Source organism: Nitrospinota bacterium (assembly GCA_027619975.1).
GTDB lineage: Bacteria > Nitrospinota > Nitrospinia > Nitrospinales > VA-1 > JADFGI01.
Genome location: JAQCGX010000006.1, coordinates 39,696 through 53,496 on the forward strand (window position 1 = coordinate 39,696; position 13,801 = coordinate 53,496).

At 48.7% G+C, this 13,801-nt stretch carries 16 protein-coding genes and 2 tRNA genes; 5 read left to right on the plus strand and 13 right to left on the minus strand.

The features are described from left to right. Positions 1-11 precede the first annotated feature (11 nt). The 12 genes from O3C58_03260 to O3C58_03315 form a co-directional block, all read right to left on the minus strand. On the minus strand, positions 12-479 hold the full coding sequence (locus O3C58_03260) for a hypothetical protein (protein MDA0690882.1): 468 nt from the start codon (positions 477-479) through the stop codon (positions 12-14). 118 nt (positions 480-597) lie between these two features. Continuing rightward, positions 598-2,382 (minus strand): SUMF1/EgtB/PvdO family nonheme iron enzyme, encoded by a 1,785-nt coding sequence (locus O3C58_03265; protein MDA0690883.1) that lies wholly within the window; start codon positions 2,380-2,382, stop codon positions 598-600. 53 nt (positions 2,383-2,435) lie between these two features. Next, on the minus strand, positions 2,436-2,960 hold the full coding sequence (locus tag O3C58_03270) for a TlpA disulfide reductase family protein (GenBank protein ID MDA0690884.1): 525 nt from the start codon (positions 2,958-2,960) through the stop codon (positions 2,436-2,438). Between the two features lie 47 nt (positions 2,961-3,007). After that, a complete protein-coding gene (locus O3C58_03275) occupies positions 3,008-3,229 on the minus strand; it encodes a NifU family protein (protein ID MDA0690885.1) in 222 nt (73 codons plus the stop codon). A 37-nt stretch (positions 3,230-3,266) separates the two neighbouring features. Beyond that, positions 3,267-3,521, minus strand: a complete 255-nt coding sequence (locus O3C58_03280; protein MDA0690886.1) for a YfhL family 4Fe-4S dicluster ferredoxin — start codon at positions 3,519-3,521, stop codon at positions 3,267-3,269. A 46-nt stretch (positions 3,522-3,567) separates the two neighbouring features. Continuing rightward, the gene (locus tag O3C58_03285) at positions 3,568-4,035 is read right to left on the minus strand and encodes a M67 family metallopeptidase (GenBank protein ID MDA0690887.1); all 468 of its coding nucleotides are present in this window, start codon (positions 4,033-4,035) and stop codon (positions 3,568-3,570) included. A 271-nt stretch (positions 4,036-4,306) separates the two neighbouring features. Continuing rightward, positions 4,307-4,597: a 2Fe-2S iron-sulfur cluster binding domain-containing protein gene (locus O3C58_03290; protein MDA0690888.1), complete on the minus strand. Its 291-nt coding sequence runs from the start codon at positions 4,595-4,597 to the stop codon at positions 4,307-4,309. After that, a complete protein-coding gene (locus O3C58_03295; protein MDA0690889.1) occupies positions 4,591-4,923 on the minus strand; it encodes a hypothetical protein in 333 nt (110 codons plus the stop codon). The genes O3C58_03290 and O3C58_03295 overlap by 7 nt, the downstream gene beginning before the upstream one ends. 29 nt (positions 4,924-4,952) lie before the next feature. Then, a complete protein-coding gene (locus tag O3C58_03300) occupies positions 4,953-5,972 on the minus strand; it encodes a rod shape-determining protein (GenBank protein ID MDA0690890.1) in 1,020 nt (339 codons plus the stop codon). A gap of 12 nt (positions 5,973-5,984) precedes the next feature. Next, on the minus strand, positions 5,985-7,001 hold the full coding sequence (locus O3C58_03305) for a diguanylate cyclase (GenBank protein ID MDA0690891.1): 1,017 nt from the start codon (positions 6,999-7,001) through the stop codon (positions 5,985-5,987). Beyond that, entirely contained in the window at positions 6,932-7,402 is a 471-nt protein-coding gene (locus tag O3C58_03310; GenBank protein MDA0690892.1) for a GAF domain-containing protein, read from the minus strand. Before O3C58_03310 ends, O3C58_03305 begins: the two co-directional genes overlap by 70 nt. An 83-nt stretch (positions 7,403-7,485) precedes the next feature. Next, positions 7,486-7,929 carry a PilZ domain-containing protein gene (locus O3C58_03315; protein MDA0690893.1) on the minus strand — a complete coding sequence of 148 codons (444 nt, stop codon included), beginning with the start codon at positions 7,927-7,929 and terminating at the stop codon, positions 7,486-7,488. 285 nt (positions 7,930-8,214) lie between these two features. On the opposite strand from O3C58_03315, the gene O3C58_03320 reads away from it, so the two are divergent. Continuing rightward, positions 8,215-8,290: transfer RNA gene (locus O3C58_03320), tRNA-Val, on the plus strand. 155 nt (positions 8,291-8,445) lie between these two features. Beyond that, positions 8,446-8,522, plus strand: a tRNA-Asp gene (locus tag O3C58_03325). 86 nt (positions 8,523-8,608) lie between these two features. Here the strand turns inward: O3C58_03325 and O3C58_03330 are convergent. Beyond that, on the minus strand, positions 8,609-9,388 hold the full coding sequence (locus tag O3C58_03330) for a putative metalloprotease CJM1_0395 family protein (GenBank protein ID MDA0690894.1): 780 nt from the start codon (positions 9,386-9,388) through the stop codon (positions 8,609-8,611). Between the two features lie 285 nt (positions 9,389-9,673). Here O3C58_03330 and O3C58_03335 point away from each other — a divergent pair, with 285 nt between their 5' ends. The 3 genes from O3C58_03335 to modA all read left to right on the plus strand — a co-directional run bounded on the left by O3C58_03335 (position 9,674) and on the right by modA (position 13,735). Further along, positions 9,674-10,360 (plus strand): response regulator transcription factor, encoded by a 687-nt coding sequence (locus O3C58_03335; GenBank protein MDA0690895.1) that lies wholly within the window; start codon positions 9,674-9,676, stop codon positions 10,358-10,360. Positions 10,361-10,362: 2 nt separating this feature from the next. Next, positions 10,363-12,135, plus strand: coding sequence for an ATP-binding protein (locus O3C58_03340; protein ID MDA0690896.1), 1,773 nt, complete (start codon positions 10,363-10,365; stop codon positions 12,133-12,135). Between the two features lie 841 nt (positions 12,136-12,976). Then, entirely contained in the window at positions 12,977-13,735 is a 759-nt protein-coding gene (gene modA / locus O3C58_03345) for a molybdate ABC transporter substrate-binding protein (GenBank protein ID MDA0690897.1), read from the plus strand. Positions 13,736-13,801 lie beyond the last annotated feature (66 nt).

Below are 13,801 nucleotides of genomic sequence, written 5' to 3' on the forward strand. Positions count from 1 at the left end.
TTTCGAAGTGGTTACAAATCCCCCTTCAAATGTACGGCGATTTCTTCCGCCGCCTTGGCAAACAATTTTTTATCCGACAGCCCGCCCTTCAACCAGGAATTTACTTCCCAGCCACCGACCATTTCATCTTCATTGTAGAGGGCGACTTTGACCCGCAATTTGGCCTGCGCCGAGTAGGAAACGCCTAAGGTCGCGATGCGTCCCAGCGGACTCCCTGAGTCGTATTCTACGATCTTATATTTCAGGTGAAATTTCGCTTCTTCCCCGACCAGCTGAAAACCGGTTTTGCCGATGGAATCCTCCAGAGTTTTGTGCAGGCGGGTTCCGGCATCCATGAGGTTATAATTTTTTACGGTCAAGTCTTCAATGTTGAGGGTGCTGACATCGTTTTGCCAGTTCTTTTTGACTTCAGACTGAACGCCCGAACAGGCGGTTAGAAACAATATTAGCAGGATGGATGATTTGGCTAACAGTTTCATGGCTTCTCCAAAATCTGATTTTATAAAAAACTATTAAACAAAGTCTATATAAGATTGCTTTAAATTTCAATGGGTTATTGAAATCTTGTTGAAAAGAACGGTGGATAAAACGAGGGCGTTACATGAACAAATGCAAAACTTTTTCTTCCATCTTGCTGAACCAGAGTTGCAACTCGATGGGGATCAGGCTGTTGATGTAGGTCAGATAACCCATTGCCAGGGCAACACCCAGAGTGATGAGCAACAGCCCGCTGAACAGGTTGGTGGTGTGGAGGAAAATGGTTTTGCCCGCAATGGTGACATCCCACCCCTTGCCCCTCAACAGTCTCCAGAACAAGCTATCCTTGGATAACTTTCCGAAGAATGTGGCGATCAGGATCAACGGCAAGCCCAGTCCGACGGCATAACAAAATAGCAGAGTCATTCCCTGGATGACCGTCTTGTCGGACGCGGCAAGGATCAGAATGCCTGACAGGATGGGGCCGACACAGGGGGTCCAGCCCAATGCGAAAGTGGCGCCGAACAGGAAGAATCCGAAAAATGTGGAGCCGGGTCTGCCTTGGAAATTGGCTCCAGAGAATCCCAACCCGAAAAGAGTCATCACTCCAAAAATGGCGACCAGCACGCCTCCTATGGTTGCCAGGGAAAACATGTAGTCGCGCAGAACCTGGCCGAGCAGGCTGGCCGATGCGCCCATGATGACAAATAAAGTGGCGAGCCCGATAAAAAATGCCAGGGACATCAGGCTCAACCGGGCCCGGTCCGCCTGTGCGGTCACCGCAAAATAAGCCGGCAATATCGGCAAGGTGCAGGGCGACAGAAAACTGAAAACGCCTGCCACGAAGGCCAGAAAAGTCAGGGCCAGCATTCCCGATTGCGGAAGTTGGGGTTTGGCTTCAAAGGGACTGAAAAGCGGTTTCTGGTTTTTTGGTGTTTGCTGAGTTAAAGCGCTTGATGAAACTTGTGCGTTGGGCGCACTTGCAGTCACAGGCAAATTGGAATTGCCCGCCAATGTGTTTTTCAGGGATGCGGTTTGCAACATAGCTGCCGGTTTTTCTACACTGACGCAGCGGAACCCGACATCGGGAGCGGGTTCATCCGGGGACGCGTATTGGCGGTAGCCGCCGCGGGCAAATTTTTCTAGTGCGGCCAGATACATGGGGCCAGGGAAATGACCGATATCGCTGGCGGAATGTCCGCGAATCACTTTTAAACCGGCGTTGTAGTATTCGTTATTATAGGTATTGCCCTTGTAGGGGGCATAATCGTCGTTGACCCATTCCCATACGTTGCCGATCAAATCGTGCACGCCTTCGGGATTGGCTCCCTTCGGGAAAGAGCCTACAGGGGCGAGTTTCGTCTTTTTGCCGGTGGCCTGGGCAAGGTTGGCGGAATTGATGTCAAAGGTGTTGCTCCAGGGATAGGTGCTTCCTTCGGTTCCGCGTGCCACCCGTTCCCATTGTTTTTCGGAAGGCAACCGTTTCCCGGCCCATTCGCAAAAGTTTGCGGCGTCATACCAGGTGACCCAGATCACAGGATGTTTGTCCTGTCCCTTGGGATAATTATTATCTGCCCAGTTGCCAGGCGGGATGGCGCCGGTGTCGTCCACATAAATTTTGTACCGATCGTTGGTCACCTCAAATTGGTCGATGTAGAAGCCTTGGAGAAAGATTTTTGTTTGTGGAGATTCATCGGCGTACCAGGGTTTTGGAATGCCCATGGAAAGCGCTTCTGAGGCTTCATCCATTTGGTCGGTGCCAAATTTAAAATGGCCTGCGGGAATCAAAACCATCTGACTTTCAAGAGGGTTGACTCTTGCATTTTCTGCGGCGGCAGGGGTTCCTGTTAAGAAAAAAAACAGAGCCGCCACTAACAGGAGTCGAGGGAATAAATTTATTATCATGGTTTCTTGGGAACGAATCGTTCGTGGTGTCGATGCAACTGCCTGACCCTGGGTCAACTTTTTTTATTCAGCAGTTGTTCGAAATATAAAAGTGTCTCGGGTTCGACCCAGTTCTCAGCGCCTTGCTTGGCGCCTATGATGTTGCCTTGAGGGTCGATCAGGAAGGTGGTGGGCAGGCTGATCACGCCAAACTGGTAGCTCACCTTCAATTGATTGTCCAGCAATACGGTGAACGAGAGATTGTTGGCCTTGATGTACGGCCCGACCACCGTTTCGCCAAACATGTCGTTGGAAATGGCAAGGATGTCGAATTCGTCTGTTTTGAAACGCTGGTACAAAGCTTCCAGCGACGGCATTTCCATTTTACAGGGTCCGCACCAGGTCGCCCAAAAATTTACAAGAAGGTATTTGCCTTTATATTGGTCCAGGCTTATCTGCTCACCCTGCAAAGATTTTAGGGTGAAATTTCCAGCGCGGGTTGTTTCTTCTGCCTGGACCCTGTTATCCAGAAGAACTAACAGCAGGCAGACCACCAGGGCTGGGTAGAGGAGCAATATTTTTGTTGGTTTAGATATCAAGAACCTTCTCGCTTGGATGCTGGGGAATGTTCCCCAATTTCGATAAATTACTCTACGGCTTCTATACAGCGTACCATGGGAATGGCTTTTTTCAAGGCCCGTTCGATTCCCATTTTAAGGGTCATGGTGGAACTGGAGCAGGAACTGCACGAACCGACCAGGCGGAGTTTGACCACTCCGTCGTCAATGTCCACCAGCTCCACATTGCCGCCATCGGCCATCAGCGATGGCCTAAGGGTATCGAGAACCGATTCTACTTCGTCCTGCATGCCAGCATCCATAGGTTCACTTTTCTTTCTTTAAAGGTCAGCCTTGCCCGTTGACCAGGGCTTCTTTTTTGGCCATTAACTCTTCCAGGGTTTCCACATGCTCGGGATCTTTGGGAATGCAATCCACCGGGCAGACTTCCACGCACTGTGCGTCTTCATACCAGCCCACACATTCGGTGCAATGCTCCCAGTCAATAACGAAAATGTCATCCCCTTCGGAAATGGCCTCATTGGGGCATTCGGGTTCACATACCCCACAGTTGACACAATCTTCGTTGATCATCAGTGCCATGAGTGTTTCTCCTAGCTAAAAATGGTTTCGTATTGAATGAATACTATTATATGTTCAAGTCCTTTTGCCGTTCAAAGACTTTTTTTTCAGAATGCCAGGCAAACAGCGCCTGGTCTTTAACCTGTCTATTATACACCGAAATTACCAGATGGTTGGCGTCAGGGTACCAGGGTTCATCGCCAAACAACGCCTGTTTTTCATCCTCTTCAGAGAAATAAGCCTCGTGTTCCGGGTGGGAATGGTAAAATGTTCTGATAACCATCCCCCGGTTTCTTGCCTCATTCTCAATTTTTAACAGCTCTGCGGAATCGATATTAAAAGCTGTTTTTGCATCCCTTGGATAGTTCTCAGGATCTTGTTCATGCAGCTGGTTTTGAATATTGGTGCAAGGATAAATAATATCTTCCTCTCTGTTTTGCGGGTGACCTATGATCACCCCACAGCATTCGTGAGGATATGATTCCACCGCATGGCGGCGTACCTCTTCTAAAATATTTTTTCTTATAGAGATCATTGAATCCCACAAGTGGGTTTTATTCCCCGTAGCTTGCTATGGCTTTTAAATGAAAATACTTGCCGGAGCCCCCTGTCCGCTTGCGGCGGGGTCGCTGATTTATTGTGAAATGTCGGTCATGGATTGTCAAATGGTTTTACAGCCATGAGAGATTTAAAAACGATGCCGATTTTATTGAAAAATTTCGTTTTTTGAGCGAATGGAGGATTGTAGCGAGAAGGACTGAGAAGAGGAGCTTTTGTTAACGGGGAATGACCTGCCGGGGACTGAATTAAACGTGGGTTCGCACCACCAGATCATCGTTCACCGTTATTTGGCAGGCCAGGCGAATGTTGGCGCTTTTCTTGGCGAGTTTTTCGTTTTCAACGTCGTTTCTGGGGTCCACCTTCCCGGACACGATTTCCACCGTGCAGGAAGTACACAATCCCCGACCCCGACAGTTAAGAATTTTGCGAATATGGGGGTAGACGCTTATTTTGTTTTGGATGGCGGCTTCCCGCAAATTAGCCCCGGCTTCTACCTTGATGGTTCTTCTCTGGTTTTCAAATTGAATTTCTAACATGCTTCTATTTCGATGAAATGATGAAGGTTGCCCTTACCCAGGTAACCGTAAAAAGCACTGCCTACCGTGGAACAGGATGTATTCATGTGCACAAACTGTTTTTGCCCTTTATCACCCTTGAGAACGCCGACCTGAGTGTACGGGGGAATCAACCCTCCGCAGTTCTGGCACACCTCGGAATGCTTCTGGCATAAATCCAAAAGACATTTTTTGCAGAACACAGGATCGAATAAAAAAATTTCCTGTTCCTCAAATTCCACCAGGGTGGGCAGGTGATCCACTGTGACACCACATTCCTGGCAAGTTTTGTCGCTTTGATTTCCCATTGGATGCCGCTATTTTACTCTAATTGGCATCAATTGATGCAAACTTTTTTCATTTCGTAAAAATTATCCAGGATGGCGCCGGCGCCTTTGCAGATGCTTAGCAGAGGGTCTTCCGGAGTATAAACCTTGAGGGTGGTTTTTTCTTCGACCAGTTTGTCCAGTCCCCGGATGAGAGCGCCGCCGCCCGTCAGGTAGATGCCGTTTGAATGGATATCCGCGGACAATTCAGGCGGAACCTTTTCCAGAGCCCGGAGCACGACGGCAATGATGGTGGCCAGAGGCTCTTTCATCGCTTCACGGATTTCTTCGTCATCAATAACAATGGACATGGGAACCCCGGTTTTTACATTGAGTCCTTTGACTTCCGTGGTCAGTTTTTCCAGGAGGGGATACGCGCTTCCGACCTGTATTTTTACACGCTCGCCTTCAAAAACGCCGATATTCAGGTGATGGTTGAGCCGCATATAGCGCACGATCGCCTCGTCGATTTCGTCACCGGCCAGGCGGACCGATTCTCCATAAGCGATAGCTGAAAGGGAGACGACAGCCACGTCGGTTGTGCCACCGCCGATATCGATCACCATATTGCCTTCGGGTTTTTGGGCCGGAATGCCAACGCCGATAGCGGCGGCCATGGGTTCTTCCACCAGATGGACCTCGCGCACCCCGGCCATGATGGACGCGTCGATCACGGCCTTTTTTTCCACCTGGGTGATGCACGAGGGAATTCCCACAACCATTCTGGGCTTGATGAACCGGTGATTTTTCAACACCTTTTTGATGAAATAACTGATCATGGTATTGGTGATGTCGAAGTCGGCGATCACTCCATCTTTCATGGGCCGGATGGTTTCCAGGCGGGCGTGGGTTCTGCCGTGCATTTGTTTGGCCTTTAGACCCACGGCTTCCACTCCCCCGTTTCGGGTGTCAACAGCTACGATAGAAGGTTCATCAAGGACAATGCCACGGCCTTTGGCGTAAATCAGGGTATTGGCGGTTCCAAGGTCCATGGCCAGATCGGACGAAAACCAGCCAAAAACTCTATTCATAAAATTAACCATTTATATTGTCACTTTCAGTTGTTGAGAGGTTCGGACCCACGCAAGACTGATGATGTCGAGGAGGTTTTTTCCCTCATCCGGGTAGGAAGCAAGACCCCATTCGGTGTGTACCTGTAAGGAGGTGCCGTTGATCGATAAAGGTTTGTTGTCGAATATATCTCTTAGATGAGACTCGATAGAATCCACTTCTTCACGGTTTCTCTTCAATATCATGATCAGAAATGAGTTGTCGGAATATTTAAATATATTTTTTGGTGATGGAATCCTTTTGGTAAATAAAGAAACCATGCCCCGTAACAGGGAATCGCCAAGTTGGATCCCATGGGTTTCATAAATTGAGGGCAAATTGGTCAATTGCACGGACAGGAAATGCACTGGCAACGTTCCATCAAAAATTTTCTCGGAGATTGCCTGCTGGCGGTGGATCAAAAACCGATGATTGTAAACACCGGTGATCGGGTCGCGGTTTTTATCATTGTCCGGTGCGCTCTTCTTTTCGGTGAAAACCTGAGAAGTCGCAGCTGCCGAGGCGATCATGGACAGGGTATCCAGTTCCGGTTGCGACAATCCGTCAGGGGTCAAAGAGGCGCAAACCAGCACGCCCAGTAAACGGTTATTTTGCTGGAGGGGTACTGCGGCGACGGACTTGAAAGGCTCTGTTTTTTCCTGGTCAGAAAACAAAGTCATCAGGTTGTTGTCGAAGGCAGTTGATATAATAGGAGTGGAGCTTTGGGCGCAGGCGCCGATAATTCCAGCTCCTTGAACCACGGTGTAATGTGAAGGGTCTTCCTGAAACCCTCGATGCTCTTGAACTTTCCCAAAACTATTGCCGTTGAACCAGATGACGGCGAGGGCGTCGCAAATCAGGATGGACGGAGGGATTTCGATCAGACGTCTGGCAATCGCGGCCTGGTCCTGTGAGTCGGCAAGGAATCGTAAATAGGTGTTCATTGTCCGTATGGAAAGCACGCTTTGTTCCCCTCGGCGGGCGACGGTCTTTCCTGAAACAGGTGCCATGCGATTTGTTCCGCAAATCCACTGACGATTTTTTGCAGCTTGGGGGAAAAGCTGTAAGCATCTTTTGTGGCTATCACCAGCACCCCCTCAATATCATCATGAATGACGGGGACGATAAGAAAGCTTTTCAAATTCTCAGTGCTATTAAAAATATCCAGTTCGTCGGCTTCGGTATCGAAGTGATCGATGACCATCGGCATTTTACTTTTAATGGCCTTGTGGATGGGGCCGTGAGTGAACGGGATTTTTGCTTTAAGGGTGAGATTCGGGTTTAAGGAAAAATGTTCCCGCAGAGAAAAAGTTTCCTCTTTACGATTCGCGGAATACAAAGCCGTTGTGTAAGCGTTTGTAACGTTGCTGGTCAGCTCGACCAAGTGCGAAAAGATATTGGAAATGGCCATAATATTTTAGGGTTGAGTTCCTGGTCCCCGATCAAGAGAGAACTGTGATTGAGGGAGAGTTTATTGAAAAAGAAATTTAAAATCTACCACGGTTTTTTAAGCATTTCTCTATAGGCACGCACAACTTGTCTGTCCACAGATTTGGCTCCGACCTCGTATTCCCAATGAGAATGCTGATGGTTCTCTTTTACGCGAACCGCCTGACAATTGATGCTTCGTTGTTCTCCGTTGGAGGGGGAGCGAAATGTGACAGCCAGAATATCGTTATTGATGATCGGGGCTTCCGTTGTGAAGAGCAGCCCGCTGGTAGATAAATCGCGGATTGTGATTCGATGTTCCTTGTGAAAAAACTCCGACTCTCTTTCTATGTTAGCTGTCGCGGAGATTCTCACCTTGGCTCGCTGGCCGCTTCTTCTCCTCAATTCGGTATTGAGTTTGTTCTGGATAATTTGGTCCAGGACCCGTCTGAACTGTTTGAGTTCCTTGACCGGAAGGGTTTCCAGAAAGGATAAAATTTTTTTTCTCATGTCTGTTATCATCACTCTTGGAAAAGAGGGGGGGGGTACCCCGGGAAAAAATAAAACGTGAAATGTGATTGGCGCAGAATCGAGAAAAGAACTTCCTTGGCGATCATCATATATTGATGGAAAATAGGTGTCAATCATTTATAGTGTTATCTGACAATTTTGGTTTAAAACATATAGAGAATTGGGCAGGTCGATGAATTTTCTTGACAGAAAAATAACACGTTACTATACTTCCCCCTTCCTGTTTCTGTTTTGGCAACTTGATGTTGCGGGAAATTTCATAATGGGCGAATAGCTCAGCTGGGAGAGCATCGGCCTTACAAGCCGAGGGTCACAGGTTCGAGCCCTGTTTCGCCCACCATTTTGACCTTTTGGTCCAGGCGCACTTATTTTGCATAGCAGGCAAAGGGGTCGCCAAAACCAAAGGAAGATCAAAGATTGTTCGAGTTCTTTAGATAGTATTAGAAAGAATTCTGGTATTATTTATCACGATCAGATAATAAAGAATAAAATTGCGGGGTCGTAGTTCAGTTGGTTAGAACGCCGGCCTGTCACGCCGGAGGTCGCGAGTTCGAGTCTCGTCGGCCCCGCCATTTTATTAGAAACAGGGTTTACGGTTTTGACCGTAAGCCCTTTTTTTGTTTTCAATGATGTCCAGGGAACCATTGAGTGAATTTCTTCAGGAAACGATATCGAGAAGATTGCCTTTTCCCGTGGTGTCAGAGAAATTTTCAAAGATATTCTGAATTCGGGAGTTAGGCTTGGCAGGTCGTGACGTTTCGGAAGTTTGCTGAGCCTCTTTTATGGGCGTGGTTGCCCCGGCGCCTGATGCAGGAGTTGTCGATTCAGTTTCTTCGGTCCGTTGTTCGCGAATTTCCTTGCGGGCTTCGGCTTCCATACGGGATGCCTGGGCGGCCACTTGCCTATCCTGCGCGGAAGGATTCGCGGGAGCCGTGGCGGCGCGTTTGATGGTCTGCGCCTTGGTGAGCGTGGCCTGGGGGTTTCCAGAGACTTCAGACGTGTCGATCCGAACTTCTCCACCCACAGCATAAGGTTTGCCGTCGGGGCCGGTTTGAAATTCGAAGGATGGCGGGCCTTTGGCGTACGGTCCGGCGGCGGCCAGATGCGCCTGTTCGTGAGCCCGCACTTCCCGATCGCGGGTTTTGAGTTCGGTCAGAGCCTGCCTTTCTTCTTGAGAAAGGTCCGCTTCGGTGCGCGGGGTAACCTGATTTTTCGTTCCGCTATTTTCACCTTCGCCGTTATTTTCCAGCCCACCTTCAGAGGTATGGGAAGCGAGCCTTGCCGCAAGCGGTGAGACACCGGAAAGAGAGACTCGGTCTTCTTCTGTTAGCCTCTGCTCCAGAAGCTTTTTTTGCGCTTCTTCCTCGTCGCAATCTTTGCAGGATTTGCCGCTAACGGTTTGAAGAACCGTCTGGGTTTGAATGATTTCTGTTTTCATGAGGAGCCGGTACCAATGACGCCGATGTTTGGAGAGTTATGTGACTTCTGGCTACAAGGTATTTTTTGCAAACAATAACCCAATCATTAGATCGGCTGAAATTATTGAAACTTTAGACTTTAAATGATTATAAAGAGATTTTTCATTATAATGAAAGTGTTGATATGAGAGATCTGATATTAATCTCATTTAGTGCTAACATGTTTCTCATTGAAGCACTGTCTTATGAAGTCATTGCAAAAGCCTGAACGCTTTCATAAAACCAACGAGCAAATAGAGCCGGTTATGTCTAGAGAAAACATTTTGGTTGTCGAGGACGAAAAGGACATTCAAGAGCTGATCCGTTACAATCTTGCCAGCGAATTGTATAACGTCACCTGTGTGGGTTCCGGGGAGGATGCCTTGAAAACCGCAAGGTCACAGCTTCCCGATCTGATGGTGCTGGATTTGATGTTACCCGGAGTCGATGGATTGGAAGTCTGCCGAAGGATGAAGCAGGATGCGACGACGGCGCATATCCCCATCATCATGCTCACCGCCAAGGGAGATGAATCGGACATTGTTGCCGGCCTGGAGCTTGGCGCCGATGATTATGTGACCAAGCCTTTCAACCTGAAAGTATTTGTGACCCGGGTGCGTGCCGTTCTCAGGAGAGGCAAAAACGGTCCTCCCAAAGAGGAAGAAGTCTTGCGATTTCCTGAACTGGAAATCCATCCCGGTCGCCATGAGGTGCTGGTGAATGGACAACCCATTTCTTTGACCTTCACCGAATTCAGTATTCTCCAGTTTCTTGCGGGCCGGCCTGGGTGGGTGTTCACCCGCTATCAGATCGTGGAAGCCGTAAGGGGAGATGATTATGCAGTCACCGAGCGTTCGGTGGATTTTCAGGTGGTGGGGTTGCGTAAAAAACTGGCATCCGCGGCGGGACGCATCGAAACCGTTCGCGGAGTGGGTTACCGGTTCAAGGAATAGTTATGGTCAAAAAAAGGCTCTTGTGGCAGCTTTATCCAACCTATCTGCTGATCACCCTGTTGGCTTTGATTTCCATCGGGTGGTATGCGCTGAGTTCTCTGCAAGAATTTTATTACGATCGGACCTCGATGGATCTCGAAGTTCGGGCCCGGCTGGTGGAACGCCTGGTTGCAGACCAATTTTCCGAAAAAGATAAATCGCGGCTCGATTCCCTGAGCAAGGAAGTGGGCAAGAGTGCTTCCATGCGCGTGACCCTGATTCAACCCACAGGCGAGGTGCTTGGCGATTCCCACGAAGACCCGGCGCGTATGGATAACCACGGAGACCGTCCGGAAATTAAGGAATCTCTTTCTGGTAACAGAGGCGTGTCGGTTCGTTTCAGTCATACCCTCCAGAAAAAGATGATGTACCTGGCCATCCCGGTCAAGAGTGAGGGGAAGATTATTGGCGTGGTGCGAACCTCTCTTTCGATCACCTTTATAGATAACGCACTCCGGTCGATCGAGATCAAAATTGCCTGGGGAGCATTGGCCGTGGCTCTGTTTGCCGCGATCGTCAGCCTCGGCGTTTCACGGCGAATCAGCCGGCCCTTGGAATTGATGAAAAAGGCGGCGGAAGAATTCGCCCGAGGAGGCGTTCCCGGAAAAATTCCGGTTTCCGGCTCTTTGGAGATTGCCGGGTTGGGAGAAGCTCTCAACCAAATGGCCCGACAGCTGGACTACCGCATCCGCGGTATTACCGAGGAGCGCAACGAACGCGAAGCGGTACTCTTCAGTATGGTCGAGGGGGTGTTCTCCGTGGATGTGGCAGAGCGCTTTATCAGTATGAACCAGGCGGCGGCGCAATTGATTGGTGTCGATATTAAGAATTTTAGGAGGAAAAGCGTTCAAGAGTTGGTCCGCAATAACGAGCTTCAGAAGTTTGTGAAAAAAGCCCTGAACAGCCGGGAAGTGGTGGAGACGGATTTTGTTTTACAAGGCCCCCAGGAGCGGAATCTGCAAGCGCGTGGAACGGTCTTGAAGGACGCCAGTGACAATAGAATCGGCGCGTTGATTGTATTGAATGACGTGACGAGGCTCCGGCGGCTGGAGAATATGCGCCGCGATTTTGTCGCCAATGTCTCGCATGAAATCAAGACCCCGATCACGGCCATCAAGGGGTTTGTGGATACTCTCATGAAAGGGGCGATCAACAATCAAAAAGACGCCCTGCGGTTTCTGGATATTATTGGAAGGCAGGTGGATCGGTTGAATGCCATTATTGACGACCTGCTCAGCCTGTCCAAGCTGGAGCAGGACCCCGATCATTTTGTCCTGCAAATGGAAGAAGTGGAATTAAATAATGTGTTGCAGTCCGCGATTCAGGCTTGTTCCAACCGCGCCGCCCAGCAGAGTGCAACCATCGATTTGCTCTGCGCTGATAATATTAAGATAAAAATCAATCGGCAACTGATCGAGCAGGCGGTTGTCAACCTGGTGGACAACGCCGTGAAATACAGCGGACAAGAAAAACGGGTGGAGGTTGTGGGCGAACAACAAGATAATACGATCGTCATCCGGGTTCGCGATTTTGGGAATGGCATCGGTAAAGACCATTTGCCGCGTCTGTTCGAGAGATTTTACCGGGTCGATCAGGCCCGCAGCCGGGATCTGGGAGGCACGGGCCTCGGCCTCGCCATCGTCAAACATATCGCCCAGGTCCACAAAGGTTCCGTCAAAGCCGACAGCACCCTGGGCAAGGGCAGTACCTTCTCAATCACTCTTCCGAAAATTTAAGGGCACCTCTAAAAATTAGTTTTTAAAAGGGAATTGAACATTGTAAAGAGTTTCTTAAATCAGTGGCACGGGCGACCTATCCTTAAATTTTATGCGGAAGTGCGGAATTTAATTCCGCCTTTCCAGCCCGTGCGGACAGGCTGGAAAGCCTGTCCCACTATAACAAAGACACTTCTTTGAATTGACGATATAAGAACATTTAGTCAATTTTTAGAGGTGCCCTTAAGAACCCTCGGTCGGTCTTATTTGAGCAATCGTTTTTTGGTTGAATCGTAGTATCCTGTCCGAATGGGTATTTTTACAAATCCCCCCCCGCCCCCTTCATGGAAGGGGGAGCCTCTTTATTCCCCCTTTGTAAAGTACCCGTGCCGGGCATGAGAGCTAATGTTAAATATCACAGGGGTTAGGGGGATTTTAAGAGGGGTGCGTTTAAAATTAAAAATCGTGGGATCATAGGTAGGATTTTTTCTGAGAAAGGACACTTGAATTCCCCGTTCCAATCCGAGACCTCTTGAAACTAGCTTTTTCTACCATTCCTAGCTTTCCGGTTCTTCATCCTTTTTCACCATTTCGCAGGTAAAAGTATCTTCGTCGGCCCATGTGACTTTTAAGTAATCCGGGAATTTTGTTTCCTCGCTAATTTCGGCATATTCTATTTGTTCGCAAGTGAGGTTTTTGACACCTTAGTATTTATTTATAAGGCTTTACTCGCTTCCTGATTTATCCTCAGCCAAGCCATTTTTATTGACATTTCGTTATATTTTGTTGAATATGGCCCTGGATTTCGTTATGCTTTTATATACATAACGTTTAAAACTGACTTATTAGTTTGCGAGGGTGTATGCGTTTTGTTTTATTCATAATAATGATATTCCCACTCAGTGGTGTTTATACTTCCGCCCAGGCGGGAGAAGTCCATGTGGCGGTGGCGTCCAATTTTATCAATCCGCTGAAAGCGATTGCACGTCACTTTGAGCAGGAGACCGGTCACCGTGTGGTGGTGATTCCGGGTTCTACGGGCAAGCTTTATGTCCAGATCAAAAACGGCGCTCCGTTTGACCTGTTGCTGGCCGCGGACGATTTGCGTCCGCGCTTGTTGGAGGAAGAAGGGTTTGCGGTTCCCGGTTCCCGCTTCACTTATGCGATCGGTCAACTCACGTTATGGAGCCGGGATCCTCGCCAAATTAATGGGGAAGGAGCAAAAATTTTTCAAAATAAAAATTTTAATTTCCTGGCGATGGCCAATCCAAAAGGCGCTCCTTATGGCCGGGCGGCTTTTGAGACGCTTAAAAAACTCGGAGTCTGGGATCAACTTCAGGGCAAAGTGGTGCAGGGAGAAAATATCGGCCAGACGTTTCAGTTTGTCGCCACCGGCAATGCGGAGTTGGGGTTTGTGGCGTTGTCTCAGGTTCTGGACCCGAAAAATAAATTTAAGGGCAGTCGCTGGGACGTTCCGACCGATCTTCACGACCCGATTGCGCAGGATCTGGTGCTATTGAAACGCGGCGCAGGCAATCCCGCCGCCATCGCCTTGCTGGATTTCATCCGCGGCGCAACCGCCCGGAAAATAATTATAGATTATGGCTATCAATTAAATTAAAGGCATCTCTAAAAATTAGTTTATTACAGGAAATCGAACATTGTACAAGGATTTCTTGTATCAGTG